Below are 17,378 nucleotides of genomic sequence, written 5' to 3'. Positions count from 1 at the left end.
AAAATGTTATACCATAACAATTTATCCGCCAGAACGATCCTGTTTCAGGAACAGTCCGACGGCCTTATCTGATAGCAGGGCATGAGCAAGTGCCGGATAGGGCAGATAGTGAACAAACAGTGTGGCAAGAGTGACTGCATCCATGCCGGCGTCGAGGAACATCCAGGCCCCAAAAGCGACGAATAGGGCACCCAGAAAACCGCCATACATCCACAGCGCCCGTGAGCGCTCCTCCGGCATCGGCAAACGCTCAAGGGCCCGAGCGATTGAGAAGCTCATGTAGACGGCAATCAGGGCCGCAATGACCAGTGACGCCAGCAAACCGGTAAATCCGATCAGATACCGGAACAGGTAGTTGGTCAGGAAGAACAGGGCGATGCAGGTAACGGCAACAATGGTGATGCGTGTCTTTTCCATGGCAGCTCAGGGTTTGTTGGTTTTATGGATAGGCGCAAAGAATGGCAGAGACGCCCGGAAAGAACCACCCCTGCTGCGACCGGGGTTCCAGACTGATATGATGCCCGACATTCTCACTGGCAACCGGACACCCGATGACCACTGGCAATTCCACCCGGCTCAACAAATACATCAGCGAAAGCGGCATGTGCTCCCGCAGGGAGGCTGATCGCTATATCGAGCAAGGCAACGTCTTCATCAACGGTAAACGGGCGACTGTCGGCGACCAGGTGCTTCCGGGTGACACGGTCAAGGTGAACGGCCAGGTGATCGAACCACGGGCTGAAGAAGACCTCGTGTTCATTGCACTGAACAAGCCGGTAGGGATTGTCAGCACCACAGACAGCGCGGAGAAACACAATATCCAGCGCTTTGTGGGTCACAGCGAACGCATCTTCCCGATCGGACGCCTGGACAAGGACTCCCAGGGCCTCATCTTCATGACCAGCAACGGCGACCTGGTCAACAAAATACTACGGGCGGGCAATAACCACGAAAAGGAATACCTGGTTACCGTCGACAAGCCCGTGACCCGGGAATTCGTGGAGGGGATGGCCAATGGTGTGCCAATCCTCGGAACCATGACGAAAAAGTGCAAGGTGTCGCGGGAGTCACGATTTGTCTTCCGGATCACCCTGGTTCAGGGCCTCAATCGCCAGATCCGTCGGATGTGCGAGTATTTTGGCTACGAGGTTACCAAACTCGAACGTATCCGGATCATGAACGTGAGTCTGAAAGGGCTTGCGGTGGGCCAGTGGCGAGACCTGAACGAGACAGAGCTGGCCGGGCTGTTCGATGCCATCCGGGATTCGTCTTCCGAAGCACCACCTGGCGCTGGCAAGCCGGCAAAAAAGAAGCCCGGGGCGAAGGCCAAACCAAAGCCTGATCGCAAGCCTGGCTCTGCATCCGCACCAGGTAAGCCCGGTGGCGCAAGGCGTCCCGGCCCGAAAGGCAAGCCCGCGCCTGGCAAAAAGCAGGCATCGGGCAAACGGCCAAAAGGCGGCAAGCCAAGGCAAAAGAGCGTTAAACGGTAAGCGGGGCTTGCACCTGGCCGCGTCGGGCTACTTTTTCACCCACTTGCCGCCCATTTGCACATACTGGCCGGACGGAGTCTTCTCAATGGCCTTTTTGCCCGCAACGGTCTCCACCTGGGTCACCGGAATGTTGTGTTTTTCGGCAATGCGCTTGTACTCATCCCGACGTGCGCTGTTAATGGCTTCCACCACTTCCTTCGCCTGCCCTTCGGCACTCACCACATCCAGGTAGCCTGTCGGCGTTTCTCCAACCAGCCCCTGCTGCTTGACCGAGTCCAGTTTCTGCTTGGCTTCGTCCAGCCCCATTGCAAGCACAGAAGCACTGATACCAAACGCCAGGACCAGCGCAAACATCTGTATCAATCGTTTCATCTTCAACCCCTCAAACTTTCCGGACACAGTCAGAACAAGCCCTGTTCGCTGAACAGGTCATCCACTTCCTTATCCACTTTCACGTAGATTTCGTGCTGGATTTTCACGTTCAAGTTGACCGTAATCGGCTCCTTTGGCGCCGCCATTTGCACTGTAGGCGTGCAGGCAGCCATCGCCAGAGGAAGCATCAGTATCATCAGTGTTCTTGCCATGGGCGACCTTTCAGGCCACCAGGGCCGCAAGGGTTTTATCATGGTGCTTTCTCCTCACCGGATTCCTGCAGCAATTTCCGGACGCGCCTGGTAACAGCTTCATTGACCCTGCCACTCAACTGCAGACTGGTGAGCAGCGCGGGGATGTCTTCCTCAAGATTGACATTGAGTACCACCGGCTGCCCACCCCTCAGGTCCGGATTTTTACCTTCGAGGCGAAGGCCAAGGCTTAACTTACCCTGTTCATCGTAGTCTATCGTGCTGTTGAGGACTGAATAGTGAAAGTTTTGCAACGCCTGAACCACGATGTCCATGGCCTGGTTGCCACCGAGCATCGCCTGGAGCTTGTCCGCCGGCAACTGCAAACGGCCGCCAGGATCTATTGCGGAAATACTGCCTGCACTCACCTGCACCCCGTCGCCACTGATGCCCAAAGGAACTCGCCCTCGAAGCAACCCGCTTCCAGACAGTCCTTCGGCTGGATACACCGCCATCAGACGGCTGAGGGAGATATCCTCAACCTGTACAGGGATGCGGCCAGAACCACCTCCCAACTCGTACCTGGCAGGAGGCACTCTGAGGGTACCTTCGAGGAACCGGGCCCTGGCCTGCTGAACCTCCAGAGTGCCGGCCAGCAGCTCCGTGACCGGCGCGCTGTAACTCCCGGAAAAAAGAACCGAGGTGACGGGAATGCCGGCATTGATCTCGCCAACGGTCATGTCCCTGAAACGGGTCGTAATCCGGGAATTTTCCAGCGATCCCCGCACCTGGCCGGTGAGTCCGGAGACTGCGGTCCGGTTAAAAACACCACCAACACCCTGCAGCTCGGCACTGCCACTGGCGGCAACTTCACCACCCTGACCGGTCGAAACTTCCATCGACAACCGGGCATTGCCAGAATCCACTGTCAGCAGATCCGGCCATCCGACCAGGGTTTCTGCCAGGGCCTGAACGCCCTGTTTACCGTCGATAACAGAGTCGATGGCGACGGATACGCCGCCTTCGGGATTGAGCTGGATATCGAGATCAGCCGTAAAGCCGGACTCGGAAGCCAAGGTGCCCTGCACCCTGAGATCTGCCAGGCGGCCCTTTGCCCTTCCCTGGAAGTTCCACGTTTGCGGCAGTAATTGCGGATGCTCGACGCGCGCGGCATCGACCTTGATGTCGCCATCAATGGAAATGCGCTGCGCCCAGGGGCCATTTGCACCATAGTTCAGGGTAACCGTTGTATTGCTGAGATCCGTGCGCAGGTTGTTGAGCGTCAGCGGCTGGTCTGCACCGACAAACGTGAGATGATCCGTCAGAACAAGAGACGAAGGGGCAAAATCGATGGTTGCGACATCACCATTGGCGGTCACAGAAGGCCGGACATCTGCACGGCTGCCTGTTACTTCCCATCCGCCGGACCGTATATCCGGCAATGCCATGCCCACCGAGCTCTGTTCAATGGCAAAGGACCAGCCTGCAACCGCCAGGGGCCAGGCCACCAGAGCCATACCACCGGCCCAAAGAAACCCGCGGCCGATGCGTTCAGGCTTTACAGACCCTCTACTGGGCAAAACGACGCTCCTGTCGGCTCGGTTTACTCACCACGCCAGGTCACGCTGTACAGATCGTGCCGGCGGTCCTGAAGGTTTTTAACGGTACCACTGTTGCGGGCAGTGATCAGTACTTCCGGGCGCAGATCCGCAAAGGCAACCGTCTCCACGTTGGGCTCGGTGTCAGCGGCGATGCCATCCCGGGCGAAGGGAAAGTCGCACGGCGTCAGGATGCAGCTCTGGCCGTACTGGATTTCCATATTCGGGACATTCGGCAGGTTGCCGACGTTGCCGGACATCACCACGTAAACCTGATTCTCCACAGCTCTGGCCTGGCAACAATAGCGAACCCGCAGGTAGCTCTGCCGCTCATCGGTACAGAAAGGCACAAAGATGATATGCACGCCCTGGTCCACCAGGTGGCGGGTCAATTCCGGGAACTCCGCGTCGTAGCAGATCAGCACACCGATGGTGCCGCAGTCAGTCTCGATGGCGCTGACCCGGTTGCCGCCCTGAACGTTCCACCAGAACGCCTCGTTCGGCGTCGGATGAATCTTGGGCTGGCTGAACACCTGGCCATCCCTGAGAAACACGTACGCCATGTTCCGGATGGTGCCGTCTTCCTCACGGACTGGTGTTGAGCCGGCGACAATATTGATGTTGTGGCGCAGAGCCAGATCCCGCATCAGTTCACGATAACGCTCTGCGTAATGGGTGACTGCGGCAAAGGTCTCGGCGGGGCTGCCCTTGCGGGCTTCGATGGAAAGCAGTTGCAGGGTGAACAGCTCGGGGAACACCACAAAGTCGCCCTTGTAGGTGGAAACAACATCGACAAAATAGCGGACAATCTCGCTGAATTCGTCGAACGATCCCACCGGGCGTTGCTGGTACTGAACCGTGCCTATGCGCACGGTATCGCGCATGCGTTGACCGTAGCGCTTCCGACGGCCGTTGTTCTCGGACTGGGGTACTTTCGGGTTACGCCAGACCAGATGAATGCCATAGCCCATGGAATCGTGGTCGGCATCGAGATAATGCGGAATAATTCCGTGCACTTCGAAGCCCTGATGAAGCTGGAAGGAAAGCACCGGATCCTTCTGTTCCTTGCTTCGAATGGCCTCCACATATTCCTCGACGCTCGTGAACTTCTTCAGCCGCTGGCGCAGGCTCGGCAAGCGGCCGGCAAACACCACTCCCTGCAGGTTCAGGGCCTGGCATAACTGCTTGCGCTCGTTGTAGAGCCGCTCCCCAATGCGGTAACCACGGCATTCCGGATCAACACAGACTTCCATCCCGTACAACCAGTCCCCCTCCGGGTCATGCCGCGAGGCATAACCGTTACCGGTGATGGAGGTCCAGTCGTGGGCAGCGAGTGCGATCTCTTCTGCGATCCGGAACGTGGCGCAGTAGCCGACCACGGTGTCTCCGAGCATGGCAACAAACTGGCCGTCGGGAAAGGTATTGATCTGCCCGGTCAACGGCCCCTTGGTATAGCCGTACATGCCCGTGCCTTCATAAACCCGGCGACTGAGCTGGATGATGCCAGGGATATCTGCAAGCGTGGCATTGCGGACGAACAGACGCTGATCAGGATCGGAAAACGGGGGGCTCATAGACACCTCAGGAAAGGCGTTGATTTCCCCTCATCTTTGGTGGGACGACAGGGATTCGTCAAGACAAATCGGCTATCCGGCGTTGCGCAGGGGGAAGCGATCGACCACTGAATACACGGAACCGGCCGGGCCAGGTTCGCTTTCGAAAAGTACAAATTCAGTCACCTGGAACTGGCCGAATCCATGGTCACCATAGTCAACCAACAACGGTTCAACAGAACCCGGCTGGCGTTTGAAACGAGCCAGGGTGATATGCGGGCGAAACACCCGACGTTCAGCGCCAAAACCGAGTGTCGCCATACGGGCCCCGAGAGCCTTGTTAAGAGCAGCGACCGGCTCCTCTGGCTGAACACCAGCCCACAGATTCTTCGGCCTCTCGGGCTGACCGAAACAACCGACGCGGGCAACGTCGAGCAGGAAGGGCTCTGACTTGATGTCACGGGCTGAACCGGCCAAAGCTTCAAGATCTTCCTGGCTCACCGCACCCAGAAACAGGAGCGTGATGTGCAACTGCCCCGCACTCTGCCATTTGGCGCCCGGGCCCGCTGACCTGACCTTCAGCAACCGGGCCTTGATCTCAGGCGGAACCTCCAGCCCGAAAAAAAGCCGTGGCAACGCCCTATTCCTCGTAGATCATCTTGCGCACCATGCCGCCATCGGCCACAAAATTCTGGCCAGTGATAAACGAGGCCTGGGGCGAAATCAGGTAGGCCGCCAGGGAGGCAATATCCCCCGGTTGCCCTACCCTGCCCGCCGGGTGCTGCAGGTGGTCGGTTTCAGAAAGCGGTTCGGCCGACTCTGACTCACCCTGCCAGGCCCGGGTATCGATCCAGCCGGGACTGATGCAGTTCACACGGATATCCGGCCCCAGGCTCACCGCCAGCGCATGAGTAAGTGCCACAATACCGCCTTTGGTAGCGGCGTACGCCTCGGTGTCCGGCTCAGACTGAAGCGCCCTTGTGGAGGCCATGTTTACGATAGCGCCTTTCGTTTTTCGAAGGTGCGGCACCGCATGCTTGGTGACCAGGAACGGCCCGGTCAGGTTCACGTCCAGCCGGCGCTGCCACTGATCCAGGCTCAGTTCCTCAATCGGCCCCGTCTCAGGGTTGGCGATTCCGGCATTGTTGATAACGGCGTCCAGTCGGCCGCCCCAACGAAGAGCTTCGGCAACAATGCGCTCAACATCGGTTTCCGAGGCCACATCGCCGGGCAGAAAGTGCAGTTCATGATCAGCACTGGCGGCCAACCGCTCACCGACGGCCCTGTCGGTGTCACAGAACGCCACCCTCCAGCCAGCGTCGGCCAGATGAAGCACAAGGCCCCGGCCGATGCCTTTAGCGCCGCCGGTCACCAATGCGACGCGATCGGTTTGACTCAAAATAACCTCCGTTGCAACCGACGTTTCGGGTTACTCAACCTTGGGCGTGGGCCGGACAAGAATTTCATTTACATCGACATGTGGCGGCTGCGCCACGGCATACATGACCGCATTGGCAATGTCTTCCGGCTTCAGTGCGTGGCCTGGACGTTCATCAAAGAAGGGCGTGTCCACCATGCCCGGTTCGATCAGGGTAACGCGGATACCAGAGCCACGAAGCTCCTCACGAACACCATAGCCAATGGCGGTTACCGCCCACTTGGTCGCACTGTACATGGAACCGGGAATGGTGGCACGGCCTGCCGCAGAGCCGGTTAACAGCAAGTGACCCTTGCTCTCTTTCAGCGCTGGCATGCAATGCTGGAGGGTAAGGCCCACACCGTAGATATTGGTGAGGATCATGTCCTTCCATACCTCAGGGTCAGCGCCACTGAATCCGCCAGGCTCACCGCCGCGTCCGGCGTTAGCAAACACCGCATCAATTCGGCCAAAGGTTTTCAGGGCCTGGTCGACCATGTTTTTCTGGTCATCACCGCTCTGGACGTCGCACTGGACGGTCAGCACCTTTTCCTCGCCACCCAGCTCCTGCTGAAGGCCTTTCAGTTTGTCTTCAGAGCGCGCTGCCAAAACCAGCCGATAGCCCTGTTTCGCGGCCGCTCGCGCTGTTTCCGCGCCGATGCCTGACGACGCGCCGGTAATCAGCATTACAGGTTGATCTGCCATAAGCTTTTTCTCCTGTTGCTTGGGAAGTGTGGGTAGGGCTACGCCCGGTGACACCAGATCGATCAGTCAGTAGATCTGCAGCAGGATAAGAGCGACGATGGCCAGGGCCAACAGAAACCAGCGGGCGTAGTGGTCGGGGCGGTCCTCGTGGTCGCTGGCAGCCCGGCTGACACTGCTGCATGATGTCTGCTCATACTCGGAAACCAGTTGCCGCGCCCGGTAGAGATCCTCATCATCGACATGCACGTTGCTGAAGCCCGAGGCACCGATCTCACCCAAGGCACCCTGAAGGTAATGGCCGCCAACATGGGCTTCAATACCGTTGGCTTCCAACAGACCAGCCACAATGTGGGCTTCGGTTATGTCTCTGGCCCGATAGGCAATTTGCAACACGCGACTCCTTCTGTGACCGTTCCGGGCAGAACCGGGACAAATCTGCGAGTATCATTTGAAGGATAGTTCGACCTGCCCGGTGGGGCCAATAACATACGGATAGACCATGCTCTGGATTATTCTTGCCATCCTCGTGTTCATCGTTGCCGCAACCCTGCTTCTGTTCCGGCTTGAGGATCTGTCTCATCTGGATCGGGATGATTACCCGATCAAAGACGCAACACCAAGCGAAGCCAACCGGGAAGTGCTGGGACGCATCCGCGAGCTGGGGCAATCTTCAAAAGGCCTGCGCGGCAAGGCGCGGCTGATGGCGCTGCGAAAACACATGGACAGGCTCAGTGAAGGCATTGAACTGGCCTCGGAACTGCGCCATTGCGAGTCACCCCGCGGCGAATGGGTTTTCGCTCCGGGCTGCGATACCCGCCGCCGCATCCTGTACATTCATGGTGGCGCCTGGGCGGCTGGTAGCCCCAGAAGTCATAGGGCCATTACCGATCGACTATCCCGGATAACCAGAGCCGCAGTGTTCGCGCTGGACTACCGGTTGATGCCGGAGAACCGGTTTATGGACGGTGTAAGGGATTGCCGCGAGGCCTATACATGGCTTCTGAAACACGGCCCTGATAGCGCCGAACCGGCTGATTTCATGGTGGTCGCCGGGGATTCTGCCGGCGGCAGCCATACTCTTGGACTGATTGCGTGGATTCGTGACAATGGCCTGCGCCAGGCCGATGCCGCCATCGCTTTCTCACCATCCACCGATCTGACCCTGACCGCACCGAGCAACCGTAACAACATCGGTACGGATCCCCTGCTGGGGCCCGCCTTTGGCGGGCTATCAAAAATCCCCCTGCCGGTCATCTGGTGGGCAACACTTGCAGCTTTTCGGGTTTCTCCCACCAGCCCTGTTGCCTCACCACTTCGAGGCGACCTGAAAAACCTGCCGCCGACTTTGATTCACGCCAGTGATACCGAGATGCTGCTGGATAACGCCCGGCGTTACGCAGCAAGGGCCGAAGCCGCAGGCTCTCCGGTGACCCTGCACACCTGGCACGGCATGGTGCACGTATGGCAGATTTTCGTCCCATTGCTTCCAGAGGCAGAAGAGGCCTTCGAGGACATCAGAAAATTCCTGGAACAGGTTGAATCAGACAAATCGGCACAGGCCGTTATCTAAACCTGTACCTTGCCACGAAGAGCCTTGGTTTTACCTTTTTTGGTCTTCTTGTCCACACGCTTTCGCTGTGAGGAACGGGAGGGTTTAGTGGGCCGGCGTGCCTTGCGAGGCTTTACGGCCTCCTGGATCAGCTCTTTCAACCGCTCCAGGGCATCTTCCTTGTTCAGTTCCAGGGTGCGGAAGGATTGCGCCTTGATGATCAGCACGCCTTCCTTGCTGATGCGCTGGTCATTGAGCGACATCAGCCGTTCCTTGTAAAACGGCGGCAGAGAGGAGTGGGGGATATCGAAGCGCAGGTGTACTGCGGAGGCGACTTTATTCACGTTCTGGCCACCGGCACCCTGGGCCCGGATCTGGGTGATTTCGATCTCCCAGTCGGCAAGTTCAACAGCGTTGGATAGTTTCAGCATCTGCTAAGGTTAACAGAATACAGAACCGTGGGCTTTCAGCACCGGGATTTGCGCGAGGAAGGACCAGTTACCATGTGCGGACGATTCACCTTTTATACCCCACCGGACACCCTGATCCTCGAGTTTTTTCCCGAGGGTATGGAGGTGGACGGGCATTTTGACCCCAGCTACAACATCCCTCCCGGCACAGGTATTCCCATGATCCGGATGAGCATGAACGGCAGCCTGATCATGGCCCACTCCCACTGGGGCTTTCGGCCGGCCTGGGCGGATCAGAAAGCACCGGCTCCGATCAATGCCCGTGCAGAAACAGCAGCCACATCAACATACTTCCGGGACGCCTTTGCCCAACACCGTTGCCTCATTCCTGCCAATGGCTGGTACGAATGGCAACAGACGGAACATGGCAAGGAACCTCACTACATAACGCCAACGGATTCCGGGAAGTATCCGGCGATTTTCTTTGCCGGCCTCTGGACCCCCAGGGAAGGCGATGAAACCACGGCTTGCACTATCATCACCGAACCGGCCAGTGCGCACCTGAAACATATCCACGAACGCCAGCCTGTTGTGCTTGAGCCAACCTGCCTGAGGGACTGGCTGAATCCGGAAATCACCGACCGGACACAGTTGCGGTCGGTGACCCATCGTCTGGATCCTGAACAGCTGAAAGCCATTCCGGTTTCCGCGGAAGTGAATAACCCGAGGCACAACACGCCGGACCTGATTCTGGAGGCTTCACGCCTGTAGTAGTCGGTTAATACCCGCCTCACCATCGTCGCTGCTACTGTTCCCAGACTTGGCAAGACAATCACAAGGAGACAGCCATGAGCGGGAAGAAGATTCTGATGATCACCGGTGACTTCACCGAAGATTACGAAACCATGGTGCCGTTCCAGGCACTGCAGGCCGTTGGACACACGGTTCACGCTGTATGCCCCGACAAGAAAGCCGGCGAAACGGTTGCCACAGCCATTCATGATTTCGAGGGTGACCAGACCTACACCGAAAAACCGGGGCACCGGTTCGCCCTGAACGCGGATTTTGACGGACTGGACCCGGCAAACTACGACGCGCTGGTAGTGCCCGGCGGTCGCGCGCCCGAGTACCTGCGACTTAACAAGGATGTACAGAATCTGGTTCGCCACTTCTTCGAAACCAACAAGCCGGTGGCGGCGATCTGCCACGGTGCCCAACTGTTGGCCGCAGCGGGAGTTCTGGAGGGGCGCAAATGCTCGGCCTATCCGGCCTGCCAGCCGGAGGTAGAACTGGCCGGCGGTACGTTCGCCGGTATCGAGGTTGATCAGGCTGTCACCGATGCTAATCTGGTAACAGCGCCTGCGTGGCCTGCGCATCCGGCCTGGCTGGCGCAGTTTTTCAAGCTGCTGGATCAGTAATGCACCAGGGGCCGGCCCTCCGGCCCCGTAACGCTCTCAGGGAGGCCCGCATGTGCAAGCTCTTCATTAACGCCGATCCGGAGCTTTGGGTCAGCCGGACCCACTCCCTGCGAATTGATGGCATGGTGACCAGTGTGCGAATGGAAAACGCCTTCTGGCAGGTACTGGCAGAGCTGGCAGAACGGGATGGCATGAACCTGCCCCAGATGATCACCCGGCTTTACCACGAATCCATTGATGCCGGCCACGACCTCGGCAACTTCACGTCCTTCCTTGGGGTTTGTGCGCTCCGCTATCTTGAGCTCCAGCTGAGCGGCGACGTTCCCCGGGATACCAGGGTTCCAATTGCCTCGCTTGATGCAGACCGCATCCTTGCCAGCCAATCCGGTGAGCCGGCAACACCAGAGGTGGTAACTAAAGCCAGGCACTGATTACGAGCGGTCTGTCAGCGCTGGCGTCCGTGGCCCGCCTGCTTTGCCTTGATATCCCGAGTGTCTGCGGTTTCTACAACCTCCTGCAGATTACGCCTCGGAGCCGCCGGCAAATCTGTCGCCGGGTAACCCAGCCTGAGCAGAATCTGCGGGAAACCCGAGCGGCCGAGAAGGTGTTGGAGTTTCGGCCGAAGCACTGCAACCTGAATGGGCTGGTTCAGATAGGAAGCCTGCAGCCCCTGCCCCAGGGACCGGAGCAAAACCCGCTCCAGCGCCTGCCCGGCCTTCAGCCAGTCTTCTACGCCGTCCCCGGCCGTTCCCAGTGCAGCAATCACCGGTGATTCATCCGCCAGTTGCCGATCCTTGGCACCAACACCGTTCCCCATATCGAAAGTACGCACCACCAGCTGGGCCACGGGCGCGACCATACCGGGAACCGTCAAACCGTCGCCCTTGCGGCGGGGGTGCATCCAGGCGGCCAGCTCCCGTCGCCAGCTCGGGTTGGACCACTGGGCAGCGTCACCTTCTGCGACCAGCTCGGCCACCTGATGACGGGCATGCTCCGATTCCAGAACCTGGAACCATGCTCCTTCGGTCTCCGCCGACTCCTCAAGGATGCTCAGCACATCGGAGGGCACCTGTTTTGGCTCAAACCGCTTGCGATAGGTGCGTCGCCTGGCAATCGCCCGGAACAATTCGGTTTGCCGGTCCTCCGCCCCGGATATCGGTGTAAACGAGACGGTCGCAAGCAGATCTTCGTCGCCCGGGTCCGGCAAAAGCTGGCATTCGGTATTGAATCCTGCATGGGCGGCGGCAATCCGAAGATTAAACAGGGCACACCCGCAGCTGATGGTCAGTTCCCGGTCGTCGGGGTCGTTGACCGGCAAGGCCCGTAACCGGTCTGCAAACAGGGAAATCCCGGTTTGGCCCAGTTCAAATCGCCAGGGCTGGGTGTTGTGGCTTGATGGCGCTAACGTTGCGCTCTCGAGGATGGCCGCCAGGGTGTCTCGCGGTATGGGGGTGTTGCGTGTTCCTTCGCTCATTGCAGCTCTCCCAAATGGTCTCGTGACAGACTATTCCTGCGTGAAAGGAAAAGATAGCCGGTGATGCCCGGCAACTTCGTTGAGCCGCATCAACAAAATCTCACGCTCCGTAACCTGACATTCGCGGGCGCGACAATTAGAGTGAAGACAGTGAAAACTTGCACAGGGTCTGAGATGCGTTATTCCTTCAGAAACGTCTTATTTCTGGCATTCGTGGCGCTTGCGCTCGGCGGCTGCGCCAGTAACGGAAACCTGCAGTCGGGTTCTACGCCTGGGCTACAGACCGTCCCTGTCGACGCATCCAGTTCGGAAAAGGCCCAAAAACTCTGGCAGGTGTTCGAGCGTTACAGAGGTACCCCCTATGAATACGGTGGCACCTCCGGCAACGGCTTCGATTGCTCAGGATTCATTCTTACCGCCTACCAGGAAGGCCTGGGCAAACAATTGCCCAGGACAACGACTCAAATGCTTGCCAGTGGTGACGTGGTTCATCCCGGCGAGATCCGACCGGGCGATGTGGTGTTCTTCCGGATTGGCGGAAAAGAACAACACGCCGGTATCTACATGGGCGGGGACCGGTTTATCCACGCATCAACATCGGCTGGCGTTATCCAGTCCTCGATCAGCGGCTATTATTGGAAAGGCCGCCTGACCGAGGCGAGACGCTTTGACTGAGCCGGGCTGAATCGCCCACCTCAACGCTTTTTCCGGCGCACATAGAGTACTTTGTGGACACGCGCGACCAGCTCACCGGATTCATCAACAATATCCACGTCCCATTCCGGAAGTACCTTGTCTCCTCCCTCGGTCGCAGCGCGGATTTGCTCAACGCGCTCGTCCGTCAGTTCGAACCTTGCCAGCACCTTGCCCTTGCCGGGACGGATAAAATCGATACTCGCCGATTTATCCCACACGATGTAGTCATTGCCCAGCCGTCGCATCAGCAGCAGCATGTACATGGGATCGACCATGCTGTAGAGCGAGCCGCCAAAGTGAGTACCCACGTAATTGGTGTTGTACCAGTGCTGGCCCATTTCCACCCGGGCCGAGCTAAAGTCCTCAGCAATGTGGATCACCCGGATTCCAGCACCTATATAGGGAGCAAACGTGGAAAGAACACGGCGCATGGCCCCGGCACTGGCAAGCCAGCGACGTAGAGTGGCGTTCATCAAACATCCTCGATGGTATAAATGACTGCAAATTCTGTAGCACGCTATCTTCCAACCCGACGCGCGCCGATGCAAGAAATTCATACGATCGTTTGAATGCTAAAGACCACTGATCGTGAGATGCAGGGCGATGGCGGCCATCATGATTCCAATGACACCATCGATAATCCGCCAGGCCAGCGGCCGGGAGAGAATGGGCGCCAGCGCCGATCCGCCCCAGGCAAGCAGGCCGAACCAGAGAATCGAGGCACTGCTCGCACCGGCCACAAAGGTGGTCGCGTCCTCTTGCTGGGCTCCGATGGCAGGAATCAACAGCAGCGTATCCAGATAAACCTGAGGGTTGAGCAGAGTGACTGCCAGGGTCGTGAACACCACGGCTTTAAGGCTTCGTTTGGTTACCTCACCCGCTTCAAGAGCCGCTCTGCCGCGGCTGGCGCGAACGAAGGACTGAATCGCAAGCCAGCCGAGGAAGGCCACACCCAGCCACCGGAGAATCTCCAGGGCCTCAGGCATGGCCATCAGGGCGGCACTGATGCCGAACATGCCCAAGGTAAACAGGGTGATATCGGCCACCATACACAGGCCGGCTGACCACCAATGGTGTTCCCGGCGGATTGCCTGGCTCAGCAAATAGGCGTTCTGCGCTCCAATCGCCACGATAATGCCGCCACAAACAATCAATCCGGTCAGGTAACTCTCAAGCACGTTGGTTTCTCCTCAATGATTGGCGCAAGGTTACCGCTTTACATCTATACTTGAAATTCATACTCATAATGCTGTATCAGTTTTTCTTATGATCGATTACAAATTGCTTGAAGCGCTGGCGACGGTCATTGAATGCGGAGGGTTCGAACGCGCCGGCCTGGCCCTCGGGCTGAGCCAGTCGGCCATTTCCCAACGCATTCGCACCCTTGAAATCCGGCTCGGACAACCGGTTCTGGTGCGCAGCCCCGCACTTAGGGCCACACCGGCCGGACAGCGGCTGCTCAACCACGTTCAGCAGGTGCAATTGCTGGAGCGCGACCTGACCAAGTCCATCCCGGCGCTCTCGGAACCCACGGCGAGACTGCGCATCGCGCTGAATGCCGACAGCCTGGCCACCTGGTGGTCGGCCGCTGTAGGCAATTTCTGCGCGGAGGAGACCCTGCTGCTGGATCTTGTGGTCGAGGATCAGGACATTGGCCTTCGCAGGATGCGCGAAGGGGATGTAGCTGCCTGCCTGTGCAGCAGCCCCCAGCCTGTTGCCGGTGCCCGCTGCGTACCCATTGGCACCATGACCTACATGCCACTGGCAACTCCGGACTATGTGCATCGATACTTCGGGAAAGGCCTCAGCGAAACCAGCCTGAAGAATGCCCCGGCCATTGTTTTCGGGCCGAATGACCAGCTGCAACATCGGTTCCTTGCCCAGTGCGGCTATCACGGCACCTTCCCCCACCACCTTTGCCCTTCCTCGGAAGGTTTTGTAAAACTGGCGCTGGCCGGCATGGGGTATGGCATGATTCCGGAAATGCAGGCCCGCCCGGAAATTTCTGCCGGGCGCCTGGTGAGCATCGCGGCTGAACAAACCCTGGAAGTGCAGCTATACTGGCACTTCTGGCGCCACGGCGGCGGCGTAATGGACCGCCTGACCAACGCTCTGCGGTCTGCCGCCATGTTGAATTCGAACGTGTAAACAGGGGGAGCAACGATCAGACTGAAGCACCTTGTGGCGGTTTACGGCACACTGAAACGTGGCCGAAACAACAGCCATATTCTGCGAGGCGCCCGTTTTGTCGGAACAGACTGGATGCCCGAACTGAGCCTGTATCACCTGGGCCCCTACCCGGGTGCCATAGAGCAACCTTCCCCGGGCGTTCGCGTTGAAGTGTACGCGATTACCGATCCAATGCTGAAAACATTGGACGAACTGGAAGACTTCTTTCCTGAGCGCCCGCAAAGCAGCCTGTATATCCGCCAGACCATGGACACTCGCCACGGGTCTGCCTGGGTGTATATTTACAATCGGCCGGTTAAAACAATCCAGCGGCTGCGCTCCGGGAGCTGGTAGATCGCCTACACACCCTCACTCATAAGGACACCAGATTGGATCTGACAACGCCTGCCCTGCTCTTCCCGGCGATTTCGCTGCTGTTGCTGGCCTACACCAACCGGTTTCTGGTGTTGGCGCAGCTGATACGCCAACTCAAGCAGATGGACACCGAGGAAGACCACGCACTGATTGCCCGACAGATCGGCATGCTGCGCAAACGGATTGTGCTCACCAAACGCATGCAGACCTTCGGCGTACTCAGTTTCTTCCTGTGTACGGTTTCCATGTTCCTGCTTTTCCTGGGTGCCGACCTGCCGGGGGTGGTGTCGTTCGGTGCCAGCCTGGTGCTGCTGTCTTTCTCCCTGCTGTACTCTCTGTACGAAATCCAGATCTCCACCAATGCCATCAATGTGGAGCTTGCCAGCTTTGAGGCCCGCAAGAGCGCCGGCCGGGAAGATGTCGACTATTCGTGAGGCCTGTTTGCGCCGGAATTCACGACCCGGACACCAAACCAGCGTGGAAACCGGAGCAGACAGAACAGGGCAATCATGTCGTAAAGGGCATGCCAGACCATGACCAGCGCCAGGCTTTCGGATAACAGATAGGCCGCCCCCAGGATCACCCCAAGGCCGGTAGCCACCAGAAAGTAGGTAAATGAAACGTAGTGCACCAGCCCGAACAGCACCGATGCCGCAAGCACGGCCGATACAGGGGCAGTCTTTGTCATCAGCCAGCCCTGAATTGCGCCCCGGAATAACAATTCCTCGCCTACCCCGGCCAGGAGGGACAGCAGAATGAGCACAGCCGGGGAGTAGCTGGAGGCAAAGTCATACAAACCCTGCATCTGCCGCTCGAGGTTCTCCGGGAACAAGCCGGGCACCCGCGTAAGCAACAGCAAAACGGCGTAGGTAAGAGCGGCTCCAACCGTCCCCAGGAAGATGCTGGGCCACAGGCCTGGCCCAACATGCAGCACCGGAATTCCGAATAGCAGAATCGCCACTAATCCGATAACGCCAATGCCGCCCTGGAATAACAGAGCGGCATTGGAGGAGATACCGGATTTTCGTCGTTTACCCAACGCCATTTACTGATCGAACAAAGGCTTCACTGGAAACAGCGCATCGTATTTCGGCGCCTGCTTCTGGGCTTTGGCCTGGAACGATTTCATCATGTCCGTCGGGCGGAACATGCCGGCCTGCCAGGTGGCCATGTATTTGAGGCTGTCTTCCACGCTGTGGTCGCGACTGTAATTGAGCATTTCCTTGCAGCCAGTGACGGCCAGAGGAGAGTTCCCGGCAATCTGGCCAGCAATAGCCATAACCGCTGCCAGCATGGATTCCTGGTCGGCATAGACGGCGTTTACGAAGCCCAGATTCTGCGCTTCAGTGGCGGAGAATTTGCGGCCGGTATAGGCCAGTTCACGAACCACGCCCTCTGGCATCAGTTTTGGCAGGCGCTGGAGCGTGCCAACGTCGGCGGTCATGCCCAGCTCGGTTTCCTTGATGGTGAAGTAAGCATCTTCCGTGCAATAACGGCTGTCAGCGGCACATACCAGATCCAGAGCACCACCGATACAGCCACCATGGATGGCTGCCAGCACGGGAAGCCGGATTTTTTCCAGAGAGGTCAGAGTATCCTGCAACTGCAGCACAACCCTGCGAAGGTTTTCCGCCATGCGCCCGGGGTCACCATTCATGGGCACGGCTTTGGGATCGCTGAACACGCCCAGATCCATGCCGGCGGAGAAGTGTTTGCCGGTGGAGGAGATTACGATCACGCGGGCGTCGGTGCTGGCCTCGATCTCCTGCATGCACCGGGGCAACTCGAGCCAGAACGCCTTGTTCATGGTGTTCAGAGCCTCCGGGCGACTGAACTGTACGTGGGCGATGTGGTCTTTTACCTCAATCGAAAAACTCTCGTAACTGGACAACTCAGACAAGACAGCACTCCTTATGTAGATATCGCATACCGGCCCATTAGCGGTCGCCCCGGCTAATGTA

24 protein-coding genes are annotated in these 17,378 nt (G+C 58.3%); 9 read left to right on the top strand and 15 right to left on the bottom strand.

Annotated elements, in window-relative coordinates:
* Nucleotides 1-21 precede the first annotated feature (21 nt).
* Nucleotides 22-417 carry a hypothetical protein gene (locus ACWJ62_RS12075; RefSeq protein ID WP_449286404.1) on the bottom strand — a complete coding sequence of 132 codons (396 nt, stop codon included), beginning with the start codon at nt 415-417 and terminating at the stop codon, nt 22-24.
* Between the two features lie 134 nt (nt 418-551).
* Here ACWJ62_RS12075 and rluF point away from each other — a divergent pair, with 134 nt between their 5' ends.
* The gene (gene rluF / locus ACWJ62_RS12070; RefSeq protein WP_449286403.1) at nt 552-1,490 is read left to right on the top strand and encodes a 23S rRNA pseudouridine(2604) synthase RluF; all 939 of its coding nucleotides are present in this window, start codon (nt 552-554) and stop codon (nt 1,488-1,490) included.
* Between the two features lie 27 nt (nt 1,491-1,517).
* On the opposite strand, the gene ACWJ62_RS12065 is transcribed toward rluF, so the two are convergent.
* From ACWJ62_RS12065 to ACWJ62_RS12030, 8 genes are all read right to left on the bottom strand, one after another.
* Nucleotides 1,518-1,862, bottom strand: coding sequence for a YdbL family protein (locus tag ACWJ62_RS12065; RefSeq protein WP_449286402.1), 345 nt, complete (start codon nt 1,860-1,862; stop codon nt 1,518-1,520).
* Between the two features lie 29 nt (nt 1,863-1,891).
* Nucleotides 1,892-2,074, bottom strand: a complete 183-nt coding sequence (locus ACWJ62_RS12060; protein WP_014576371.1) for a YnbE family lipoprotein — start codon at nt 2,072-2,074, stop codon at nt 1,892-1,894.
* A 38-nt stretch (nt 2,075-2,112) separates the two neighbouring features.
* Nucleotides 2,113-3,633 (bottom strand): YdbH domain-containing protein, encoded by a 1,521-nt coding sequence (locus ACWJ62_RS12055; RefSeq protein ID WP_449286401.1) that lies wholly within the window; start codon nt 3,631-3,633, stop codon nt 2,113-2,115.
* A gap of 23 nt (nt 3,634-3,656) precedes the next feature.
* On the bottom strand, nt 3,657-5,225 hold the full coding sequence (locus tag ACWJ62_RS12050; RefSeq protein ID WP_449286400.1) for a GNAT family N-acetyltransferase: 1,569 nt from the start codon (nt 5,223-5,225) through the stop codon (nt 3,657-3,659).
* 72 nt (nt 5,226-5,297) lie between these two features.
* A complete protein-coding gene (gene thpR / locus ACWJ62_RS12045) occupies nt 5,298-5,840 on the bottom strand; it encodes an RNA 2',3'-cyclic phosphodiesterase (RefSeq protein ID WP_449286399.1) in 543 nt (180 codons plus the stop codon).
* A 4-nt stretch (nt 5,841-5,844) separates the two neighbouring features.
* On the bottom strand, nt 5,845-6,603 hold the full coding sequence (locus ACWJ62_RS12040; RefSeq protein ID WP_449286398.1) for an SDR family oxidoreductase: 759 nt from the start codon (nt 6,601-6,603) through the stop codon (nt 5,845-5,847).
* A gap of 30 nt (nt 6,604-6,633) precedes the next feature.
* Nucleotides 6,634-7,326, bottom strand: a complete 693-nt coding sequence (locus ACWJ62_RS12035; protein WP_449286397.1) for an SDR family oxidoreductase — start codon at nt 7,324-7,326, stop codon at nt 6,634-6,636.
* Between the two features lie 66 nt (nt 7,327-7,392).
* Nucleotides 7,393-7,719: a putative signal transducing protein gene (locus ACWJ62_RS12030; RefSeq protein ID WP_449286396.1), complete on the bottom strand. Its 327-nt coding sequence runs from the start codon at nt 7,717-7,719 to the stop codon at nt 7,393-7,395.
* Nucleotides 7,720-7,825: 106 nt separating this feature from the next.
* Here ACWJ62_RS12030 and ACWJ62_RS12025 point away from each other — a divergent pair, with 106 nt between their 5' ends.
* A complete protein-coding gene (locus ACWJ62_RS12025; protein WP_449286395.1) occupies nt 7,826-8,896 on the top strand; it encodes an alpha/beta hydrolase in 1,071 nt (356 codons plus the stop codon).
* On the opposite strand, the gene arfB is transcribed toward ACWJ62_RS12025, so the two are convergent.
* Nucleotides 8,893-9,306 carry an alternative ribosome rescue aminoacyl-tRNA hydrolase ArfB gene (gene arfB / locus ACWJ62_RS12020; protein ID WP_449286394.1) on the bottom strand — a complete coding sequence of 138 codons (414 nt, stop codon included), beginning with the start codon at nt 9,304-9,306 and terminating at the stop codon, nt 8,893-8,895. The genes ACWJ62_RS12025 and arfB overlap by 4 nt on opposite strands.
* A 72-nt stretch (nt 9,307-9,378) precedes the next feature.
* On the opposite strand from arfB, the gene ACWJ62_RS12015 reads away from it, so the two are divergent.
* The 3 genes from ACWJ62_RS12015 to ACWJ62_RS12005 all read left to right on the top strand — a co-directional run bounded on the left by ACWJ62_RS12015 (nt 9,379) and on the right by ACWJ62_RS12005 (nt 11,134).
* Nucleotides 9,379-10,056 (top strand): SOS response-associated peptidase, encoded by a 678-nt coding sequence (locus tag ACWJ62_RS12015; RefSeq protein ID WP_449286393.1) that lies wholly within the window; start codon nt 9,379-9,381, stop codon nt 10,054-10,056.
* A gap of 77 nt (nt 10,057-10,133) precedes the next feature.
* Nucleotides 10,134-10,703, top strand: a complete 570-nt coding sequence (locus ACWJ62_RS12010) for a DJ-1/PfpI family protein (RefSeq protein ID WP_449286392.1) — start codon at nt 10,134-10,136, stop codon at nt 10,701-10,703.
* Between the two features lie 50 nt (nt 10,704-10,753).
* The gene (locus ACWJ62_RS12005; protein WP_449286391.1) at nt 10,754-11,134 is read left to right on the top strand and encodes a ribbon-helix-helix domain-containing protein; all 381 of its coding nucleotides are present in this window, start codon (nt 10,754-10,756) and stop codon (nt 11,132-11,134) included.
* Nucleotides 11,135-11,148: 14 nt separating this feature from the next.
* Here ACWJ62_RS12005 and ACWJ62_RS12000 read toward each other — a convergent pair whose 3' ends face one another.
* Nucleotides 11,149-12,177 carry an Acg family FMN-binding oxidoreductase gene (locus tag ACWJ62_RS12000; protein ID WP_449286390.1) on the bottom strand — a complete coding sequence of 343 codons (1,029 nt, stop codon included), beginning with the start codon at nt 12,175-12,177 and terminating at the stop codon, nt 11,149-11,151.
* Nucleotides 12,178-12,351: 174 nt separating this feature from the next.
* On the opposite strand from ACWJ62_RS12000, the gene ACWJ62_RS11995 reads away from it, so the two are divergent.
* The gene (locus tag ACWJ62_RS11995; RefSeq protein ID WP_449286389.1) at nt 12,352-12,852 is read left to right on the top strand and encodes a C40 family peptidase; all 501 of its coding nucleotides are present in this window, start codon (nt 12,352-12,354) and stop codon (nt 12,850-12,852) included.
* A gap of 20 nt (nt 12,853-12,872) precedes the next feature.
* On the opposite strand, the gene ACWJ62_RS11990 is transcribed toward ACWJ62_RS11995, so the two are convergent.
* Nucleotides 12,873-13,346 (bottom strand): DUF4442 domain-containing protein, encoded by a 474-nt coding sequence (locus ACWJ62_RS11990; RefSeq protein WP_449286388.1) that lies wholly within the window; start codon nt 13,344-13,346, stop codon nt 12,873-12,875.
* Nucleotides 13,347-13,445: 99 nt separating this feature from the next.
* Nucleotides 13,446-14,051 carry a LysE/ArgO family amino acid transporter gene (locus ACWJ62_RS11985; protein ID WP_449286387.1) on the bottom strand — a complete coding sequence of 202 codons (606 nt, stop codon included), beginning with the start codon at nt 14,049-14,051 and terminating at the stop codon, nt 13,446-13,448.
* An 88-nt stretch (nt 14,052-14,139) separates the two neighbouring features.
* Here ACWJ62_RS11985 and ACWJ62_RS11980 point away from each other — a divergent pair, with 88 nt between their 5' ends.
* From ACWJ62_RS11980 to ACWJ62_RS11970, 3 genes are read left to right on the top strand one after another with little or no spacing between them, the layout of a single operon-like run.
* Nucleotides 14,140-15,021, top strand: a complete 882-nt coding sequence (locus ACWJ62_RS11980; RefSeq protein WP_449286386.1) for a LysR family transcriptional regulator ArgP — start codon at nt 14,140-14,142, stop codon at nt 15,019-15,021.
* A 33-nt stretch (nt 15,022-15,054) separates the two neighbouring features.
* Entirely contained in the window at nt 15,055-15,396 is a 342-nt protein-coding gene (locus ACWJ62_RS11975) for a gamma-glutamylcyclotransferase family protein (RefSeq protein ID WP_449286385.1), read from the top strand.
* 35 nt (nt 15,397-15,431) lie between these two features.
* Nucleotides 15,432-15,851, top strand: a complete 420-nt coding sequence (locus tag ACWJ62_RS11970) for a DUF2721 domain-containing protein (RefSeq protein WP_449286384.1) — start codon at nt 15,432-15,434, stop codon at nt 15,849-15,851.
* On the opposite strand, the gene ACWJ62_RS11965 is transcribed toward ACWJ62_RS11970, so the two are convergent.
* Nucleotides 15,842-16,462 (bottom strand): CPBP family intramembrane glutamic endopeptidase, encoded by a 621-nt coding sequence (locus ACWJ62_RS11965; RefSeq protein WP_449286383.1) that lies wholly within the window; start codon nt 16,460-16,462, stop codon nt 15,842-15,844. The two genes, ACWJ62_RS11970 and ACWJ62_RS11965, sit on opposite strands and share 10 nt — an antisense overlap.
* Nucleotides 16,463-17,308 carry a crotonase/enoyl-CoA hydratase family protein gene (locus tag ACWJ62_RS11960; protein WP_449286655.1) on the bottom strand — a complete coding sequence of 282 codons (846 nt, stop codon included), beginning with the start codon at nt 17,306-17,308 and terminating at the stop codon, nt 16,463-16,465. It lies immediately after the preceding gene.
* Nucleotides 17,309-17,378 lie beyond the last annotated feature (70 nt).

The sequence above is a fragment of the Marinobacter sp. PE14 genome, from assembly GCF_053566155.1.
The sequence above is the reverse complement of the archived record's forward strand: the minus strand, read 5'-3'. Positions and strand labels throughout refer to the sequence as shown.